14 protein-coding genes are annotated in these 19,450 nt (G+C 68.3%); 5 read left to right on the top strand and 9 right to left on the bottom strand.

Annotation, left to right across the window (positions count from 1 at the left end):
- Window positions 1–117: 117 nt before the first annotated feature.
- Together QNM97_RS11495 and QNM97_RS11490 are read left to right on the top strand one after the other, a co-directional pair.
- The gene (locus QNM97_RS11495) at window positions 118–990 is read left to right on the top strand and encodes a glycosyltransferase family 2 protein (protein WP_283822833.1); all 873 of its coding nucleotides are present in this window, start codon (window positions 118–120) and stop codon (window positions 988–990) included.
- Window positions 987–2,312: a lipopolysaccharide biosynthesis protein gene (locus tag QNM97_RS11490; RefSeq protein ID WP_283822832.1), complete on the top strand. Its 1,326-nt coding sequence runs from the start codon at window positions 987–989 to the stop codon at window positions 2,310–2,312. The genes QNM97_RS11495 and QNM97_RS11490 overlap by 4 nt, the downstream gene beginning before the upstream one ends.
- Here the strand turns inward: QNM97_RS11490 and QNM97_RS11485 are convergent.
- From QNM97_RS11485 to QNM97_RS11470, 4 genes are read right to left on the bottom strand one after another with little or no spacing between them, the layout of a single operon-like run.
- A complete protein-coding gene (locus tag QNM97_RS11485; RefSeq protein WP_283822831.1) occupies window positions 2,294–3,247 on the bottom strand; it encodes a glycoside hydrolase family 16 protein in 954 nt (317 codons plus the stop codon). The genes QNM97_RS11490 and QNM97_RS11485 overlap by 19 nt on opposite strands.
- Entirely contained in the window at window positions 3,244–3,441 is a 198-nt protein-coding gene (locus QNM97_RS11480) for a hypothetical protein (protein ID WP_283822830.1), read from the bottom strand. Before QNM97_RS11480 ends, QNM97_RS11485 begins: the two co-directional genes overlap by 4 nt.
- Entirely contained in the window at window positions 3,438–5,666 is a 2,229-nt protein-coding gene (locus tag QNM97_RS11475; protein ID WP_283822829.1) for a hypothetical protein, read from the bottom strand. The genes QNM97_RS11480 and QNM97_RS11475 overlap by 4 nt, the downstream gene beginning before the upstream one ends.
- Window positions 5,663–7,822 carry a glycosyltransferase gene (locus QNM97_RS11470; protein WP_283822828.1) on the bottom strand — a complete coding sequence of 720 codons (2,160 nt, stop codon included), beginning with the start codon at window positions 7,820–7,822 and terminating at the stop codon, window positions 5,663–5,665. The genes QNM97_RS11475 and QNM97_RS11470 overlap by 4 nt, the downstream gene beginning before the upstream one ends.
- 231 nt (window positions 7,823–8,053) lie before the next feature.
- On the opposite strand from QNM97_RS11470, the gene QNM97_RS11465 reads away from it, so the two are divergent.
- Window positions 8,054–9,682: an ABC-F family ATP-binding cassette domain-containing protein gene (locus QNM97_RS11465; RefSeq protein ID WP_014359975.1), complete on the top strand. Its 1,629-nt coding sequence runs from the start codon at window positions 8,054–8,056 to the stop codon at window positions 9,680–9,682.
- A gap of 58 nt (window positions 9,683–9,740) precedes the next feature.
- On the opposite strand, the gene QNM97_RS11460 is transcribed toward QNM97_RS11465, so the two are convergent.
- The gene (locus QNM97_RS11460) at window positions 9,741–11,288 is read right to left on the bottom strand and encodes an acyl-CoA synthetase (RefSeq protein WP_283822827.1); all 1,548 of its coding nucleotides are present in this window, start codon (window positions 11,286–11,288) and stop codon (window positions 9,741–9,743) included.
- A 105-nt stretch (window positions 11,289–11,393) separates the two neighbouring features.
- Here QNM97_RS11460 and QNM97_RS11455 point away from each other — a divergent pair, with 105 nt between their 5' ends.
- Together QNM97_RS11455 and QNM97_RS11450 are read left to right on the top strand one after the other, a co-directional pair.
- Window positions 11,394–14,231, top strand: coding sequence for an AfsR/SARP family transcriptional regulator (locus tag QNM97_RS11455; RefSeq protein WP_283822826.1), 2,838 nt, complete (start codon window positions 11,394–11,396; stop codon window positions 14,229–14,231).
- 149 nt (window positions 14,232–14,380) lie between these two features.
- Window positions 14,381–15,067 carry a hypothetical protein gene (locus QNM97_RS11450; protein WP_283822825.1) on the top strand — a complete coding sequence of 229 codons (687 nt, stop codon included), beginning with the start codon at window positions 14,381–14,383 and terminating at the stop codon, window positions 15,065–15,067.
- Between the two features lie 21 nt (window positions 15,068–15,088).
- Here QNM97_RS11450 and QNM97_RS11445 read toward each other — a convergent pair whose 3' ends face one another.
- The 4 genes from QNM97_RS11445 to QNM97_RS11430 are packed head-to-tail and all read right to left on the bottom strand — an operon-like array spanning window position 15,089 to window position 19,450.
- Window positions 15,089–16,084, bottom strand: coding sequence for a pyridoxal phosphate-dependent aminotransferase (locus QNM97_RS11445; RefSeq protein ID WP_283822824.1), 996 nt, complete (start codon window positions 16,082–16,084; stop codon window positions 15,089–15,091).
- Window positions 16,081–17,115, bottom strand: coding sequence for a 3-oxoacyl-ACP synthase III family protein (locus QNM97_RS11440; protein ID WP_283822823.1), 1,035 nt, complete (start codon window positions 17,113–17,115; stop codon window positions 16,081–16,083). The genes QNM97_RS11445 and QNM97_RS11440 overlap by 4 nt, the downstream gene beginning before the upstream one ends.
- Window positions 17,112–17,777, bottom strand: coding sequence for an SRPBCC family protein (locus QNM97_RS11435; protein ID WP_283822822.1), 666 nt, complete (start codon window positions 17,775–17,777; stop codon window positions 17,112–17,114). Before QNM97_RS11435 ends, QNM97_RS11440 begins: the two co-directional genes overlap by 4 nt.
- On the bottom strand, window positions 17,774–19,450 hold the full coding sequence (locus QNM97_RS11430) for a thiamine pyrophosphate-binding protein (RefSeq protein WP_283822821.1): 1,677 nt from the start codon (window positions 19,448–19,450) through the stop codon (window positions 17,774–17,776). Before QNM97_RS11430 ends, QNM97_RS11435 begins: the two co-directional genes overlap by 4 nt.

The following is a 19,450-nucleotide window of genomic DNA, read 5'->3' as shown; positions in this document are numbered from 1 at the left end:
ATTCGGCGCAGAAGGTGTGAAGTGCGGCACTCCGGCGAACCGGGCTTTGGTTAGGCTAACCTTTAGTCTACGCTAAGCCTAACTTCAGGTAGTTCGAACCGCAACGAGTGGGGACCCATGCAGGACAGCGCACGACCGGGAATCATTGGGCACGGTGACATTTCGCCCATCGGGCATGGTGACATCTCGCCCATCTCCGACGCGTCGGGCTCCCGTCCGAGCGTCTCGGTGATCATCCCGGCGATGAACGAGGCCAAGAACTTGCCCTATGTGGCCTTCCGGATGCCCGAGGGCATCGATCAGATCGTCTTCGTCGACGGCAACTCGGCCGACGACACCGTGGCCGTGGCCCGAAAACTGTGGCCCGAAGCCACTTTCGTGACCCAGACCCGCTCGGGCAAGGGCAATGCACTTGCATGCGGGATCGAGGCCTGCACCGGCGACATCATCGTGACGATCGATGCCGACGGCTCCACCGATCCGGCGGAGATCTCGCTGTTCGTGCAGGCGCTCGTCGAGGGCGCCGACCTGGCCAAGGGCAGTCGATTCGTCGGCGCCGGCGGCAGCACCGACATCACCGCACTGCGCCGGATCGGCAACAAGGCCCTCAACACCATCGTCAACGTCTACTTCCACACGAAGTTCACCGATCTCTGCTACGGCTACAACGCCTTCTGGGCGCGTCACGCCGAGCAGATCGAATTGCCGCCCACCGGATATCGTCGGGCGCAATGGGGTGACGGGTTCGAGATCGAAACCGTCATCAACGTTCGATTGGCGACCGCAGGTCTGCGGATCACCGAGGTCGGGAGTTTCGAGGGGCCACGACTGCACGGGCGCAGCAATCTCAACGCCTACAGCGATGGCATGCGCGTGCTGCGCACCATCAACCAGGAATTCAAGCACTGGCGTTCGCACCGGTCGGCGACGCGTCACGGAGTGCGCGCGGGTGCGGCGATCGAACTCGCATCCGACGAACTCGCGGGGTGATCGCCGCTCGCGCCGATCTGTCCGACGGGCCTGCGCCGACCGGTCAGACGATCGCGAGAAGCTCTGCAGCGCTGGTGGTCTCGGGTCTGGGAACCGCGGTTCTCGGGTTGGTCTACTGGGTCCTCGCCGGGCGCATGTATCCGGCGTCGGAGGTCGGAGCCGCTGCTGCGGTGATCACCACCGCCACCATGCTCTCGGCGTTCGGCAATCTGGGAATCGGCGCCTATCTCGAACGGTTTCTGCCGATTGCCGGTGAACGCAGCCTGACACTTCCGAGCCGAGGCCTGCTGATCGGCGCGAGCTGCGGCGCTCTGCTCGGCTGCGGTTTCCTGATCGTCGGCCCGACGTCGGAGATGTTCGACGGCGCCGCGCAGATGTGGATGTTCCCGATCGTGGTGGTGGTCCTGTCGTCGTTCGCGATGCTCGACCACGTGAGCATCGCGATGGGACGCGCCGACTGGTCGGCCCAGAAGAACATCGGGCACGCGGTCGCGAAACTCGCCGCTGCGGCCGTGCTCGCCCTGTCCGCCGACCGGCTCGGACTCGTCGGCAGTTGGGTGGTGACGGCGGCTGTCGCGGCCGCTCTGCTGTGGTGGGTCGCCCGCCGTGAACTCCGTCTGCGTGCCGCCGATGTCGCGTTCACGCCGACCGCCTTGCCCCCGTGGCAGACCCAACGACGTTTTCTCGCCGGCAATTACGGCGTCTATGTGGCCGGCGCGATCACCCCGCTGATCCTGCCGCCGGTGGTGATCGCGCGGGTCGGGGCCGATCCGAATGCGTACTTCTCGATTGTCTGGTCTCTGGTGAGCGCGGTGCTGGTGCTGTTGACCATGCTGCTGGGACCGTATGTGGCGGCGATGAGTGCCGACGATGCGACGCGGGCCGCGAATGCCCTAGCGACACCGGATACCCAAGTGGCCCTGCGTCGTACGCGGCAGTTCGTGGCCATTCTCGTCGGCGGGGCGACGATGGCCGCGCTGGTCCTGATCGTGATCGGCCCGGTGTTCCTGCGGCTGGCCGGACCGGACTACGCCGCACACGGCACCGTCCTGCTGCGGCTCGGTGCCACCGCACTCCCGCTCGCGGCGGTGGGCCTGGCCTACGTCGGCATCTGCCGTGTGCGGTGCCGGCTCGGTCCGGCGTTGGCGGTTCAGGTGATCAGTGCCGTGACGATGCTGTCGTTGACCGCCGCGTGGATCGGCGATCACGGGCTGATCGCCGCGGGGTGGGCGATGATCATCGCCGAGGGCACCGCGGCCCTACTCGTCGCGGTGCCGCTCACACGCGCGGTGACGGGGCGCGCTCAGCTCGCTCCGAGCTGAACGGCTCCCGGTGTCGGCGTGAGATATCCGGCACTGGTGAACGCGGCGACGTCGTCGATGGGTGAATACACCGCGACCCAGTCGATCTCGACCTCACCATGTGTTGGACGAGGCTCGTCGGGCGAGCATGGTGCCATACCCCAGTCGGCGCGACGCTCACACGCTCCGGCCTCGACTTGCAAGCCGAGCCACATCGGCACCGTCGGCACCATCACCGGATCACGGACCTCCGCCCACACCCGGCCGTCGAGCAGGTACCGGATCAGCCCGGGCAGCCACTCGACGCCGACGGTGTGCCAGTCGCCGAAGTCGCCGCTCACCTCGGCGTGGGCCTTCTTGTTGTCCCCGTCCCCGTTTCGGGCGTCGACCCAGTGGACGAACGCCGACATCTGATCGCGCCGGGAGGCGATGGATTCGGCGAAGTCGATCTCGGGTGGCCATTGTTCGTCCTTGGGCCACAACAGCATGTGATAGGAGAGATCGGCGCTGTCGGTGGCCCGCATCCGCACCTCCCACCGCCCGTAGGTCTGGGTGACCGGATAGTTGGAAACGCCTCCGGTCGTCCACCCCGTCGCGGTCTTCTCGCCGGACAGTCGCAGAACGCCGTCGTGCACACGCACCATCGACGCATCCCACCGGCCGACGGGATTCCCGCCCGGCGACCCGGAATAGGTACCCCAGCGGTCGCCGAGGTCACATCGGTCGAAGGAGTCGACGAACACGCGCTTCCACAATCGGCTGTCCTGGGCGGCCGGTGCGGTGCCCGCGCCGTCGACCCCGGCGCCGACACAGTTGCTCGTCTGCGCGGCGTTGTGCATCGGATCGCCCGATGCCGGTGCGCACGCGGCGACGCCGGCGATCAGCGTGGCGCCCAACGCAATCGGCAGCAGCCGCGGGCGTGGTGAACCTGGTCGTTTCCGCCGGGGCCGTGTCACAGCGCCATCACCGCGAGGCGCTGCACGGTCAGGCAGGCGGCGACCACGGTGCACGCGGCCACCAGGATGGTCACCCGATGTGCCAGGCGACCCCGGCCCGTCGCACCCGATGCGGCGACCTGGAATTCGCGAAGTGCCGCGCCCACCACGAGCAGCACGGCGCCGGCGACGAACGCGGCGATGGTGAGGTTCATGATCTCGGTCCGTTCTCGACGTTGCGCAGGATCTGCACGCTCGGGGTGTTCACCGTGACCCGGAATCGTCCGGTGTCGACGACCTCGTCGATCTGGTGTCGTAGCCATGCCGGGTCCTGGCCGTACTGGAGTACGAGCATCTGGATCCCCTGATTGGTGATGTAGACGAAGTCGGGATCGCGCTGCTCGGTGCACAGTGCGATGTTGTTCAAACACGGATAGGAATCGATGAACGCGAACTTCGGGCCGTGTGGGTCCAGCGTGCGACGAATGCCGACCGAGTGTGGCGCGTGGCTGAAACTCATCACCAGCGAATCCGGGGGGATCGTCGCCATGAACTCATCGGTGAGCACCACCTCGTCGCGGGTGGACGCCTCGAACGCGGTGTTCAATCCGCGGTTGGTGGTTTCCAGGACACCGACGGCGAACACCGCAACGCACAACACCACCGACGTCAGCACGGTCAGCCGCGGCGACGCCGGTCGTCGACGGCGGGCCACGGAGATCCGGTGGCCCGCCCACGCAAGGGTCAGGGCGACGAACGGCGCCAGGACGGGTGAGGCGAGCAAGAAGCATCGGATGATCATCTCGCCGCCGTAACTCTGCAGTGCCACGAGCAGAAACGGTGCAGCACAAAGGAGACCGGCGATCAGCCGTGTTCGCTTGGTCCGCCAGACGAACCAGCCGACAAGACCGACGAGAGCGAATCCGCCGGAGGCCATCATGCGCAGATACTGCATTCGGGTGTAGGTGGGGTCACCGCTGAGGCGATCACCGACCCCGGCTTCCACCGACTGGCCGACCTTGCCGACCTCCTCGACGAGAGACTGCAGGTGACCCAGCCAGAAGTCGGTGGCGCCGTAGGAGAACCACGCGGCGAAGATCAGACCGGCCGCCAGCCACAGGGTGCGGTAGCGCGTGGTTCCGGTCGCCGCGAATGCAGCCAACGCCACGATCGTGAGGATGGGCGTCATCTGATGGGAGACGGTGCCGGCCGCCACGATGACGACGAGTATCGCCTCGATGGCCAGGGTGCGTCCCGCGCCGACGCCGGGTACGCGACCCGGGGTGCGCGCAAAGGCGTTGAGCACACGCTGAATTCGGCCGTCTTCCAGGTCGGGGAGCGGTGCCCGGCGCAGCTGCCACAGCAGGGTCGCGAGGATGGCGGTGTAGCCGATCAGGGCCATCGCCTGCGGTGCGAAGTAGTCCTGCTGATACCAGTTGAAGCCGTGGTAGAGCACCACCGACATCCACGCCAGGCGGGCGCGGCCGGTCACTGCGATCGCGATGGCGTAGACGCCGAAGGACATCACCACACCCGACACCAGGGGTGCCCACACCAGAACGCCGGTGACATCCGGTAGTCTGGCCGCGGTCTGGACGTGGGCGGCCATGCTGAAGAACCCGGCCCAGCTGAAGCGCGCGTCGATCTGGTCGGGGAGTGCGTGCCCCTGGGCGAGGATGCTGATGAAACCGCGGTGGACGAACGACGTCGGAATCGATGTCTCGCCGGTGGCGGCACCGACGAGCATCCCGTTGTAGACGACGGCGAGCACCGTCGAGGCCGACAGCACCAGCGGGTCGAGGCGGCGGGCGCGCAGGGCGGTGACGATCACCACCGCGAGCAGAGCCAGCCCGACGAAGTAATAGGCGTCCAGACCGGCGACGACACCGAATCGACCGACCCGCAACACGTCGAGCGACTCGGCAGCCACGACGAGCAGCACCAGCGCGCCCAGCAGCGCCACGAGGCTGCGTGCCCGGGCGCGGGTCCACGTCCGGCGATCCAGCCGCCAGGTGCCCGATCGGGTCGCCGCGGGCAGGGTGCGCCACGTCCACAGGCACACCGCGAGCGTGGCGACCATCAGAATCGCCTGCGTCCGTAGCGGACTCCACCATTCGGCGATCATCGTGGTCTGCGCTGCGAGCACGGTGACCGACAACGAGATCGCCGCGGCGAGAACCGTCGACAATGCGCGGCCGGGAATCCGCAGCGCGATGACCAGTGGCAGGCCGGGCAGGGTGAGGACGCCGAGGAAGACGAGTGCGGCGCGTACCCCGGCACCGGCGATGTTGATGTCGGCTGCGGCGGCACCGTCGAGGAGGAGCAGCACCACGGCGAGTATCGCAGCCACCGACAGTGCCGCCCGCGGCGGGAATCCGTACCCGACCGAGCGTCGATCGGTCTCGGGGCCGGCCTCGGATCGGTCTGCAGTGAGTGTCATTCGAGCGATCCCGTCGGGAGTGCCTCGGGTCGGAGTGCCTCGGGTCGGGGTGCTTCGGGTTGGGGTGCACCGGGGCCGCGTACGCCGGTGCCGGGCATCGCCCGTCCGCGGCAGCGACGGTGGCCGCGCAGGAACAGTACTGGTCCGGCGAAATAGCCGCGCCGTTCGAGCCTTCGCAGTTCGTCGGGCCATTGTTCCCGGGCGAAGGCCGAGACATTCTCCGAACCGGGGACCAACAGTGCGCGCAGACCCGCGGGAATGCGCCAGGCCAGGGCCAGGCCGTGCCGGGACAACGCCAGCTTGGTCAGCGATGCGGACATCCCGGTGCCGTATCCGTAACTCTGCGTGCGCAACTCGGCCATGTTGTCGCGGTGGTAGTGGGTCACCACGGCGTCGGGTCGGTAGGCGATCGCCCATCCGGCGAGGATGACCGAACGCATCAGGTCGAGGTCCTCACCACCGCGGGATGGGGTGCCCGTGCCGAGGCGTTCGTCGAACACCCCGGTGTGCGGCAGGATCTCGGCGGCGAGCGCCAGGTTGTTCCCGCTGCCCAACTGGCCCGCGGTGTAGGGAAAGAAGAAGTTGTGCTCGCCGGCAACGCCCGCCGCGACGTGAGTCGGATGCGGGCGCAGCGACCACACCGTGAGGTCTTCGCCCTTGTCGAACACCCGGGCGTCCTCGAACATCTGCTGGAGCTCGGTGAGGGATTCCACGCCCATCACGCGGCCGGTCACCGCACCGATGGTGCCGGTGGAATCGCGCACGAAGGTTTCCACGATCGTCGAAACCCAGTCGGGGCGGGGTTGGGCGTCGTCGTCGGTGAACGCGATGATCCGTCCCGTAGCCGCGGCGATACCGGCGTTGCGGGCTGCGGAGATGCCCGGAAACGACTCGTCGACCACCCGCAGCCGCGGATCGTCGAAGTCATCGAGGATCTGCCGGGTCCGCCCGGACGCCGGACGGTTGTCCACGACGATGACCTCGAGCGGTGAATGGTGCTGGGCCAGCACCGCTTTCACGGTGCCGGCGAGGAGGTCTCGTCCGATCGTCGGGATGACGACCGACACCAAGTCGGAGCCGGTGAACGGTGCCCGCGTGGCCGGTGCCGGGCCACCGCCACGCCGGGCCGACACCGGGCCACCGCCTCGCCGGGCCGACACCGGGCCACCGTCACGCCGGGCCACGACCGGGCCACCGCCTCGCCGGGCCGACACCGTACCGACTGCGGTCACCGCCACGCCGAGCACCATCACGAGTACCCGCGCGAGCGCCCCGAGATCGCCGCGCAGCAGCTGAGCGAGGTAACGCAGGACCCCGGTGGGGATGGTCCGCAGGACGTAGGAGGTCTCCGCCGAGAACGCGTCGGTCGCGCCGGCCATCCGGCGCAACACGGCCTTCGACCGGCCCTCGTGCAGACAGCGTCGCAGAAAGTACCGCAGAGTCGCGCGGGACTCGGTGACCGAGTGGTCCACCGCGAAACCGGTGCGCCGCACGATGCGGCCGTCGGTGAACCGGCGGTGCAACTCGATGCCCATCAGGGTCTCCTCGCAACCGACGGGCAGGTCGCCGACGCGCCCGAGTTCACCGGCGAAGCCCCCGATCTCGACCAGCTCGGCACGCCGGACGGCCATCGCGGCGCCGATCGGATTGCGGATGTCGGCACCGTCGGGGGCGATACCCCGATAGTCGCAGCCGACCACCCATCCGAACTCGTCGGGAAACCAGCCGGGAGCGCCGGTGCCCGACCACGCGGCCTCCACGCGCCCGCCGATGGCGAGGATCGACGGGTCGCGGAAGGCTCGACGCACCTCGGCGAGACCGCCCGGCCGCAGCACCGCGTCGTCGTCGAGAAACACCACGAGATCCTCCGTCGCGCACCGCAAGCCGCTGTTGCGCGCACCGGACAGGCCACGGGTCTGCCCGTTGAGCACCACATCGATGCGTGCGGGAAGGTCGCGCACCAGGGTTGTCACCCGGTCCCCGAGCACGTCGTTGTGGTCGGTGACCACCACGAGACGATCGGCAGGACACAGCTGCGAGGTGACCGCATCGATCGCGCGTGTCAGCAGCGCCATGCGATCGTCGGTGTAGCAGCAGATGACGACGCACATGCTGTGGACATGCGGATGGGGGTCATGCGGATGGGGTGAGGTCACCGGGTGTACTCCCTCGAATCCGGTCGGGTCGGGCTCGCGGGTTCCGTGCCGCACGGGAATGCACGGGAATTCGGTGCCGCTAAGGTGAGCCTAAGCTAGTGTAGTAGACCCTAACCCGGCGTCCCCAATCGGCCGTCGCCTGTCGTCGCCGCGCCCCCGCTCCGCGTCGCTGACGTGGACGAATCCCGGCGATGCGGTCTTGATGTCGCTCGGCCATTAGACTGGACCGTCGTGATCACCGCGACCGACCTCGAAGTCCGAGCGGGCGCCCGGACCCTGTTGTCGGCGCCCGGCTCGGCGCTGCGCATCCAACCCGGCGACCGCATCGGGCTCGTCGGACGCAACGGCGCCGGGAAGACCACGACGCTGCGCATCCTGGCCGGGGAGACCGAGCCCTATGCCGGCACCGTCGTGCGCAGCGGCGAGATCGGGTACCTGCCGCAGGACCCCAAGGAGGGCGACCTCGAGGTGCTCGCCCGTGATCGGGTGCTCTCGGCGCGCGGACTCGACTCGATCATGCGTCAGATGGAAAAGCAGCAGGCGCTGATGGCCGAGGCCGCCGATGACAAGGTGCGCGACAAGGCGGTCGTGAAGTACGGGCAACTCGAGGAGCGGTTCTCCGCGCTCGGCGGTTACGTCGCCGAGTCCGAGGCGGCACGGATCTGCCATTCCCTCGGCCTGCCCGATCGCGTTCTGGGTCAGCCCCTGCGCACCCTGTCCGGTGGCCAGCGACGGCGAATCGAGCTGGCGCGCATCCTGTTCGCCGCCTCCGACGGTGCCGGCAAGTCGGATACGACGCTCCTGCTCGACGAGCCGACCAACCACCTCGACGCCGACTCGATCACCTGGCTGCGGGGATTCCTGCAGAACCACGAGGGTGGGCTCGTCGTCATCAGTCACGACGTCGAGTTGCTCGCCGACGTGGTGAACCGGGTGTGGTTCCTCGACGCGGTGCGTGGTGAGGCCGACGTCTACAACATGGGGTGGAAGCGCTACCTCGACGCGCGTGCCACCGACGAGCAGCGACGCAAACGTGAACGTGCCAACGCCGAGAAGAAGGCGTCGGCGCTGCGCACACAGGCCGCCAAACTCGGCGCGAAGGCGACCAAGGCCACCGCGGCCCAGAACATGCTCAAACGAGCCGACCGCATGCTCGACTCGCTCGAGGAGGAGCGGGTGGCCGACCGGACGGCGAAGATCCGCTTCCCCGACCCCGCCACCTGTGGGAAGACGCCGTTGATGGCGTCGGGGTTGACCAAGAACTACGGCTCCCTGGAGATCTTCACCGGGGTGGATCTCGCGATCGACAAGGGCAGCCGCGTGGTCATTCTCGGTCTCAACGGTGCCGGTAAGACCACCCTGCTCAAACTGCTCGCCGGGGTCGAGACACCCGATCGGGGTTCACTGGAACCCGGATACGGGCTCAAGATCGGCTATTTCGCGCAGGAACACGACACCCTCGACGACGGGGCGTCGGTGTGGGAGAACATCCGGCACGCCGCCCCCGACGCCGGCGAACAGGACCTGCGTGGCCTGCTCGGTGCGTTCATGTTCTCCGGTGCTCAACTCGACCAGCCGGCGGGCACCCTGTCCGGTGGTGAAAAGACGCGACTGACACTGGCCGGACTGGTGTCGTCGGCGGCCAACGTGTTGCTCCTCGACGAGCCCACCAACAACCTCGACCCGATCTCGCGGGAACAGGTCCTCGACGCCCTGCGCAGCTATACCGGGGCCGTGGTCCTGGTGACCCATGACCCAGGTGCCGCCGCAGCGCTCGATCCGCAGCGCGTGATCCTGCTGCCCGACGGCACCGAGGATCACTGGTCCGAGGAGTATCAGGAACTCATCGAACTCGCCTGAGATCGGCCGGGGTCACCCCGACCGATCCACAGACGAACGATCGTCAGACGGTCGATCGTCAGACGTTCGACGGCCAATACGCCTTGCGGAGAATCCCTTTCACGAGCTTGCCGGTGGGCGTCCGGGGTAGGTCGTCGACGAAGTCGACCGAGCGGGGCACCTTGTAGGCCGCGATCTTGTCTCGGGTGAAGTCGAGCAACTCGGCGGCGAGCTCGTCGGACGGCGAGAACCCGGGGGCGAGCTGGACGCACGCCTTGGCGACCTCGCCGAGATCCGGGTCGGGGACGCCGATCACCCCCACATCGAACACGGCGGGATGGGTGACGAGAACGTTCTCGGCCTCCTGCGGGTAGATGTTGACCCCGCCGGAGATGATCATGAACGCCTTGCGATCGGTGAGGTAGAGGTAGCCGTCCTCGTCGACGTACCCGACGTCGCCGGTGGTCGACCAGTTGTCGTGCGCGGGATGCCGTGCCTGCGCGGTCTTCTCCGGGTCGTTGTGATACTCGAAGACGGCCTCCTCGCGCTCGAAGTAGACCAGGCCGACCTCTCCGGTGGGCAGATCGTTGCCGTCCTCGTCACAGATGTGCACCACGCCGAGGAGCGGCTTACCCACCGAGCCCGGGTGATCGAGTGCCTCCTGGGGGCCGATGAACGTGGCACCGGCCGCCTCGGTGGAGGCGTAGTACTCGTGGATCACCGGGCCCCACCACTCGATCATGGCGCGCTTGACCTCGGCCGGGCACGGTGCGGCGGCGTGAACGGCGACCTTCATGCTCGAGACGTCGTACCGGGAACGGACCTCCTCGGGCAGCTTCAGCATGCGGATGAACATGGTGGGTACCCACTGGCTGTGGGTGACGTGATAGGTCTCGATGAGCCGCAGGGCCTCTTCGGGATCGAAGCGGTCCATGATCACCACGGTTCCGCCGACCGAATTGGTGGTGCCGCAATAACGTAGTGGCGCAGCGTGATACAGCGGTGCGGGGGAGAGATAGACGGAGTTCTCGTCGAAGCCGTACATCGGGGCGAAGATGGCGGTGTACGCGTCGGGGATCTCATCGACCTGACCTTGCGGCAGAGGGGTCTGAATTCCCTTGGGCCGCCCGGTGGTTCCCGACGAGTAGAGCATGTCGGTGCCGCGCGGCTGATCGGTGCGCGGTTGCGGTGACGCGCTCGCGAGGACCTTCTCGTAGGAGTCGAAGCCGGGCAGGTCGCCGCCCCACACGAGACGATGACCGGGCGCGGCGAGCGCAGGGAGTTCACCCGCGCGTTCGACGGCGTGGGCCACCGACGCACCGGCGAAGACGACCTGCGCATTGGAGTCGGTGAGGATGTAGTTGGTCTCCTCGGCGGTCAGGTGATGGTTGATGGCGGTGATGTACATGCCGCTGCGCAGGGCCGCCCAGTACACCTCGAAGATGTGCAGGTCGTTCTCGGAGACCACGGCGATGGCATCCCCGGGCTGCAGGCCGAGCGATTCCAGATGATTGGCCAGACGCGTGGAGTTCTCGTCGAGTTCTCGGTAGGTCAACTGCTCGCCGGTCGAGGGGCGGATGACGGCGGGCTTGTCGGGGGTACGGGCGGCGAACACTCCAGGGAACACGATCTCTCCTCATCGGCGATGACAACTGTGAGCCAGGCTATAGCGAGCGCTCACTCGGCAGGTGAGATTCTGTCCGAATCGCCCGGATCCGTTTATCGTCGTCACATGCCATTCGAGGTCCGTGTTCTGGGCGCGCTGGCGGTACGGGTGGACGGGGTCGAGGTGCCGTTGGGGGGTCCGCTGCCGCGAGCCCTGCTCTCGCGTCTGCTGATCGCGGGCGGCGAGGTGGTGTCGGCGTCGACCATCATCGACGACCTGTGGCATCAGAGTCCGCCGCGGACGGCCACCGGGACCCTGCAGGCCTATGTCTCGACGCTGCGACGCGTTCTCGAGCCGGCGCACGCACAGAAGTCGCCGGAAGTGCTCGTCCGTACCGGAAGCGGTTATCGACTGCTCATCCCTCGTGACGCCGTGGATGCGAATGTCTTTGTCGGACAGGCGCAGCGGGGGCGCGCCCTGCCGGCTTCCGGTGAGGTGGCCGGGGCACGCGAGATCCTCGCACAGGCGCTGGCCCAATGGCACGGACCGGCGTACTCCGACATCGAGGGCTGGGAGTTCGCCCAGATCGAGGCCACGCGCCTCGAGGCGGTGCGGGCCGCGGCCGTCGACGACCACCTCGCCGCGTCGAGCGCTTGCGGCGACCACGAATCCGTCATCGTCGACCTGTCGGCCCTGCTGCGTGCGGATCCGTTGCGGGAGAGGCGCTGGGAACTGCTCGCGCTGACGCAGTACCGCGCGGGGCGTCAGGCGCAGGCGCTGGAGAGCCTGCGGACTGCGCGCAACGTGCTCGCCGACGAGGTCGGCGCCGATCCCGGACCGTCGCTGGTGGCCCTGCACGATGCCATCCTGCGACACGATCCCGGTCTCATCGTCGACGCAGAGCATGACGCCCACGTGCGTCTGGGACGTCACGTCCCGGTCGCGCTCACCTCTTTCGTCGGCCGGGACGAGGACCTCGCCGACGTCGAGCACGCGCTCGGAACCGATCGACTGGTGACGCTCACCGGACCGGGCGGCATCGGCAAGACCCGGCTGGCGATGGCAGTCGCCGCGGCACGCTCCGACCACGACGGTCCGTGGTTCGTCGAGGCCTCGGGCACCCGGGATCACGACTCGCTCGTCGAGGCCACGACGCGCGTGCTCGGCTTCACCGCGCGCGGTGGCGTCGACGTGCTCACCTCACTGCTGAGCACGCGCCGGACGCTGCTCGTACTCGACAACTGCGAGCATGTGGCCGGTGATGCCGCGAAGCTCGTTTTGGCGCTGCTGACCGCATGCCCCGGCGTGCAGGTGCTCGCCACCAGCCGGGTGCGGCTGGGTGTTCCCGGTGAGCACGTCCACGTCGTCGGACCGCTGCACGAGGCCGCAACACTGTTCACCGAACGCGCCCCTCGTGCCGCGCGCACCGAGGACCCGGCCGACATCGTCACCCTGTGCCGGGCCCTCGACAATCTGCCCCTGGCAATCGAACTCGCGGCCGCGCGCACCTCGATGTTGTCGGTGCGGCAACTGCACCACCTGTTGATCGACCGCTTCGCGCTGCTGCGCACCGCGCGAGCCGCGCTGCCGGGGGCGGCAGGCGAGCGCCACTCGAGCATGTACGCCGCCATCGAGGGGTCCTACCGTGCACTCGATGACTCACAACGCCGGTTGTTCGAGGCGCTGACGGTGTTCGCAGGCGGGTTCGACCATGCCGCAGCCGAGGCGGTGACCGGTCACGGGGCGCGATTGCTCGGCGATCTCGAGGCGCTCATCGACTCCTCGATGGTGACCGTCGTCGGCGGTGACCCGCGGCGCTACCGCATCCTGGAGACGTTGCGCGAGTTCGCCGTCGACCATCTCGATGAATCCCGCTCGGCCGCCTTGCAGGCAGCGCACCTGCGGTGGGTGCGCGCGATGAGCGCGGAGGTCGATGCGGGACTGCGCGGTCCCGACACCCTGGCCTGGACGCGTCGTCTCGATGCCGAGATGCCCAACATTCATGCGGCGCTGTCACGGTGCCGCCACGCCGATCCGGCGGCCTACACGCAGATCGTCGGTGGCATCTTCTGGTACTGGTACCGTCGCGGCCGCGTCGACGAGGGTCTGCGAATGCTGCGACCGGCCCTGACGGTGGCCGACGACCCCGGCATTCCCGTTGTCGACAGGCTGCGTGCGCTGTGCGGTGTGCTCGTGATCGCCTATCTCGCAGGTGATCTCGATGTGCTGCTGGATTCGATGGGGCGTCTTGAGGCGACTCTGTCCAACGCGCCACTGGACATGACACGACGTGACGACCGTCTTGCCCACGCCGATGCCGCGGTGACCCTGGGATTCTTCCAGGGTGGTGCCGGTGCGGTCGAGTCCGGCATCGCCCTGGCTCGCGGCGCCTTGTCGGTGGCGACGAGCGACGGGCTGCCACAGATCGCCGCGGAAGCGCGAATGGCGCTCGGCAGCGCGTGTTTTCGCGCCGGTGACCACGATGCGGCCGATGACGAACTGGCCGTGGCGGTCGAGCTCGGGCGTGAGTGCGGATACGACTGGTTGGTCGCCTCGGCGTTGTGGATCGGCGCCAAGAACGACATCGCGCGCGGCCGGGTGCACGGCCCGGCACAGGAGAAGCTGACCGAGATGATCGCGGCCTGCGAGCGGATCGACGACCTGACGTCATGGATGGTGGCCGTGTTCACGCTCGCCTACGTCGAGTTCGTCCGGGGCCAACACGAGGCCGCTGCCCGCCTGCTCGGGGTTGCCGACCACCACGGTGAGGTGACCGGATATCGGCCGGAGCGGATGGACGTCATCGATCTCGCCTCGTACGGACGGGAGATGACCGAGCGGATCGACGCGCACGTGCTGGACAAGGGGATGGCGACCGGTCGCGCGCTCGATCGTGCCGCGGTGGCCGTGCTGATCCGCGAACGTGTCGCATCGGTGGGCGGGACGACACCGAAGACCGGGTAGATCGCGGATGCCCGGCGGCAAGGGGTTCTCACCGGCCGGGTTCACCGTGGCCCGAACGCTCTCCAAGTGTTTTACCAGTGCCCCCGATCATGCTGTCGGCACCGAGTTCTCCGTCATCCGGAGAGCCCCGATCCGCCGAGGACACAGCCATGACCATCGAGAACTCACCATCCGAGGAGTCGACGGGCGCCGACCCCGCCCGTCGGAGAACCGACACTCCCGCTGACGAGCCCGCGCCGCCGCCGATCGGTGGGGTGCGGATGGTCGGGTCGGCCCTCGTGATCGGCGCGATGAGCTGGGGAGCCGCACTCCTGTGCCTCGACGGCGTGGACGGATTCGGTGTCGCCTCGGTTCTCACCGGGATCGCGGCGATGCTGTTCCAGGTCTCGCTGCTGGGGTTGCTGCGAGTGCAGTACCGCGATCGGGCGATGACCGGTAAGGGTGGCACCGCGCGGGTGGCGCGTATCGGATACACCGCGCAGGCCGTCGTACTCACCGGAGCGATGGTCTCGACCACGCTCGACGCGTTCTGGCTCATCCAGGGATCGCCCGTCTGGACGGTGTTCGACATGTGCTGGCCGTTGTCGATGCTCGGCATGCTGATCATCGGCATTCGAGTCGCGATCGCCGGCCGTTGGCGTGGCGTTCTGCGGTGGCAGACGCTGTTCGCTCAGAGCTGGCTGGTGTGGGGAATCCCGTTGTCGGCGTTGGGGTTCGTCGGTTCCGTTCTCGGCGGTGCGCAGATGGTGCTCGGGTACGGGGTCCTCGGCGGGCTCCTCGTCGCGCGGCCCGCCCGGGGACGAACAGCGTCGACCGCGTTGTCACACGACCGGTGACTCCCGCACGGGCGGCGAGGATCAGGCGACGCTGCGACGCAGTGCTGCCTCGATGGCGTCGCCGGCCGTGGGGTCGCCCACCGTGAGCCGGAAACCATGTGTGCCACAGACCTTGCCCTGAATACCCGATCGGGTCAGCAGGTGGTCGAGGGCGAGTCCGTCGGGGCCGGGGACGTAGATGAAGTTGGCCTCACCGGCCGGCGTGGGGTAGCCCAGTTGCTCGAGTCGCGCGGCCACCCGGGTGCGTTCGGCGCGCACGGTGCGGACCCGGTCGCGGATCTCAGCGTCGGCGGCGAGTACCGCCGACACCGCGACGGCGGCGGTGGTGCTCACCGCGAACGGCAACTCGCGGCTGAGGATCCCCGCCATCGTCTCTCGCCCGCCGAATGCGTAACCCGCACGCAGCCCGGCCAGACCGTAGGCCTTGGAGAACGTCCGCACCACCACGAGCCCCGGGAAACGCGAGATCAGGTCGAGCACGTCGGGTGGCGACGAGCAGTACTCCACGTACGCCTGATCGAGCACCACCCGGGTCGACGGCGGAATGCGGGCGAACAGATCGGACAAGGCCTCCGCGTCGACGGTCCGTCCGGTCGGATTGTGCGGTGAGCACACGATCACCGCCGCCGTGTCGGGTCCGATCGCGGTGCTCAGCGCCTCCGGATCCGGTCGACCGTCGGCGTGCAGCGGCGTGGTGTGCAGGCCGACACCGATCATGCCGGCCAGGAGTGCGAATCCGTCGAAAGTCGGTGCGGGCGTGAGGATCTCCGGTGAGGAGATCCCGCGCATGCGGGCGCGCTGCACCGCATCGGCGAGGATGGCGTGGACCACGGCGGTCGCGCCCGGCCCGACGCTCACCTGAGTGGGCTCGAGTCCGATGTGCGCGGCGATCGCGCGGCGTGTGGTGTCGGCACCGAATTCGGGGTAGCGATGGACGGTCTCGGACGCCGCGGCGATCGCCGCCACCACCGAGGGCGGTGGCGGCAGGTGTGACTCGTTGAGATCGCAGCGGATCACGAGCGGCCCGACCACCGTACGGCGGCCGCGGCGGCGAAATCGCCGGCGTGCGCGAAGGCCGCCATCATGATGACATCCGAGTCGCGCAGGCGGTCGCTATTGATCAGTGCGTCGAGTGTCATCGGGATGCCCACGGCGAAGAGGTTGCCGCACTCGTCGAAGGTGTCGGGATGCCGCTCGGCCGGAAGTTCCAGTGCCTCACGCCAATTGCGTAAGAAGATGCGGTTGGGTTGGTTGGTGATCAACCAGTCGAGATCGCGGGGTCGGACGTCGATGGCCGTGGCGGCATCGATCGCCACCTCGGGGACGAGCCGATTGCCGCGGGTGAGCACCTTGGCGATCTTGGACTCGGTGAAGCCGACGTGGATCTGCCCGGGTCCCGATTCCCAGTACTTGCGGGCCGGCTCGGACACCGCGGTCATATCCGCCGAATACTCACCGTGCGAGCGGCACAGCGTGGTCAGCACCGGATTGGGGCCGTCGCCGAGCATCAGGGTCGCGACCGCCGCGCCGTCGCCGGGGATCGCGGCCTGTGCCTTGGCGCGCACCTGCTCCTGGGTGAAGATCTGTCCGGCACTGTTCTGGGCCAGGGCGAGCAGCGCCGTGCCGCCGCCGCGGGCACGCAGCAGCGCTCCGCCGACCTCGATCATGTGCAGGAAGGCGGCGCAACCACCGTTGTGCACATCGAGGACCGTGGTGGGGCGCAGACCCAGACGGTGGGCCAGTTCGCCCGCGCATCCGCGCACCGGGACCTCCGGCAGTTGGCTGTGGGTCACCACGATGTCGACGTCGTCGAGATGGCCGGCGCCGTGACGGGCGATGAGTCGTTGCGCCGCGGCCATCATCATGTCGGCGTTGGACTCGTCGGCGCCGGCATGATGGCGGTGGGCGGGTGCGCGGAACATGACGTTGTCGGCGAGCTCGTCGTCCTGCGCGAACTGCGCGAAATAGGCTGCCGGTACCCGGTTCTCGGGTCGATAGGTGGCGATGTCGCCCAGGCACAGTCCGCCGGGGCCGTTTGCGGCGATCATGATGTCATCCAGTCCGGGGTCAGCGGCAGGCCGATGCGATGGCGGTGTTCGGCGATGGCGGTCAGGTTGTCGAGTTCGACCTGATGGCCGGCGGCGAACATGTCCCACAGATCGCCGACCCACTCCTCACGACCGGCCGGGACGGTGTCGGGGAAGGGATTGCGGTCGTAGAACGGATGCCGGCAATTGGTCCACAGCACGACTGATCCCGGCCGGTTCAGCACGAGTTGGGCGTCGACGACCCGCATCAGATAGATCATCCAGAGGTGATCGGGTTGGTCCCAGGCGCAGTGGTAGTCGACGGTCATCGCTCCCGGGTCGGCGACGGTGCGGACATAGATCGCGGTGTCGGTGTTGAGCCGGTCGGTACCCACCCACAGCTCGGCGGCCTCGGTCCGGCGCAGATCCCTTGTGCTGTAGGTCCATTCCTCCAGAGACCGGGTGTCGGAGAGCCACTCGAACAGCTCTCGCGGCGGTGCATCGACGTAACCGTGCACGGTGCAGAACTCGCCGTAGATCTGATCGTGCGGATACACCGACCGCACCCGGTCGACGAGCATCGGGGTGCTCTGCGCACGCGAATGCGTCTCGACCCGGATGACGCCGGGCAGCGGTTCGGCGGGATCGAGATCGGAGAGAGCGCCCGTGGGATCGGTGGTCATCGAAATCCTCTGCGTAGTGGATGAAACGGCGGGATCTCGTCGGGATCGGTGTCGACGACGAGGCACGCGGGCCCGGGCCGGGTGAGCACGTCACGGGTGGTGGCGTCGAGGTCGCGCGGATCGGTGACCCGCCGGACCGGCAGGTCGGGAAACATCGCCGCGAGCCCGGCGGCGATGTCGGTGGGACCGAAGGTGTTGAGCCCCGGCGTATCCGGGAAGAAGATCCGCTCCCGGGTGACGCACATGCCGTGTGCATTGTTGTTCGCGACGATCAAGGTCACCGGTGCCCGGTGTTCGATTGCGGTGTGGATCTCCATGCCGTGCATCAGGAATGATCCGTCGCCGGTGATGACGACCGTGCGTGGGGCACTCCCGACATCGTCGGCGCCGGCGATTGCCACCCCGACGCCCGCCGCGATCGCATGACCCATGCCGCCCATACCGAGGGCGATCGCGAATCGCCCGCGCCCGAACGGAAGATGGTGCACCGCAGCCGCTCCGATGTTTCCGGCATCGGCGAAGACGACTGCGTCATCGGGCAGATGCCTGCCGACGGCATCGACGACCGCACTCATCCGCGGCAGCTCAGAGCCGGGGTCGAGGGCGGGGAGGAACTCCACGGCCCGCCGATCGAATCGAGTGTCGGCCGGACCGTGCCGGGTACCGATTCGACGGCGTAGCTGCTCGACGAGGTCGGACACGCCCTCGGCGAGACGCCCGCACGGGATGTGCTCGGTGCCGGGAAGTCTCGGGGCATGGGCGCCGAGGTGGACGACCGTGCGGGTGGCAAGGAGCTCGTCGAGGCCGGCACGGTCGGTCAGGGTCAGCCGGCAGCCGAGCACCAGGCAGGTGCGCGCGTCGGCGATCGCTCGCAACGCGGACGGATGGCCCATCACCCCGGTCACACCGGCACATCCGGGTCTCGCGATGTCCCGTCCGCCCGGGGCGACGACCACCGAGGCGCCCAGCAGGTCGGCGAGCGTGTGGACCGGAGCCGACAGACCGGCACGCGAGGCCTCGTCCCCGACCCAGATGCACACCCGACCGCGATCGGCCACCAGGCGATCGATCGTCGCGGTGAGGTCGGGAACAGCCGGTGTTTCCACCGGTCGACGCGGCGGCGGGCCACCGTCGGGGTGGTGCTCGGCGGCAACGTCTTTCGGAACCACGATCACCGCGGGCAGCGATCGCCGCAGTGTCTGCGTGGCCTCGTCGAGCACGGCGTCGATCTCGGTGGCCCGCACGACGACACCGACACTTCCGGCGACGCCGGACAACGTGGCCCGCAGATCGATGGTGTCGGGGGGATCGAGCATGTCCTGGAAAGCTCCGCGTCCGACGGTCGAGGTGGCCGGCGCGCCGATCACGGCGAGGACGGGCACCCGACTGTCGTACGATTCGGCCAGCGCCGCAACCACATTGAGTGCGCCGCCACCGGAGGTGGCGAACACCGCCGCGGGACGCGCGAAGATCCGGGCGACGCCATCGGCCATCGCCGCCGCAGCGAACTCGTGTTTGGCGATCACCGGAGGAGTCCGGCCGGCGCGGACGGCTGCGTCGAAGAGCTCCTCGATGTTCGCGCCGTGCACACCGAAGATCGAGGTGATCCCTTCGGCGTCCATGCGCTCGACGATGTGGTCGGCGACCCTGCGGCCCCGACATCGACTGGTCAC

This window comes from Gordonia sp. L191 (assembly GCF_030077625.1).
Lineage (GTDB): Bacteria > Actinomycetota > Actinomycetes > Mycobacteriales > Mycobacteriaceae > Gordonia > Gordonia polyisoprenivorans_A.
Note: the sequence above shows the minus strand (reverse complement) of the source record. Positions and strands in the feature narration are given on the sequence as shown.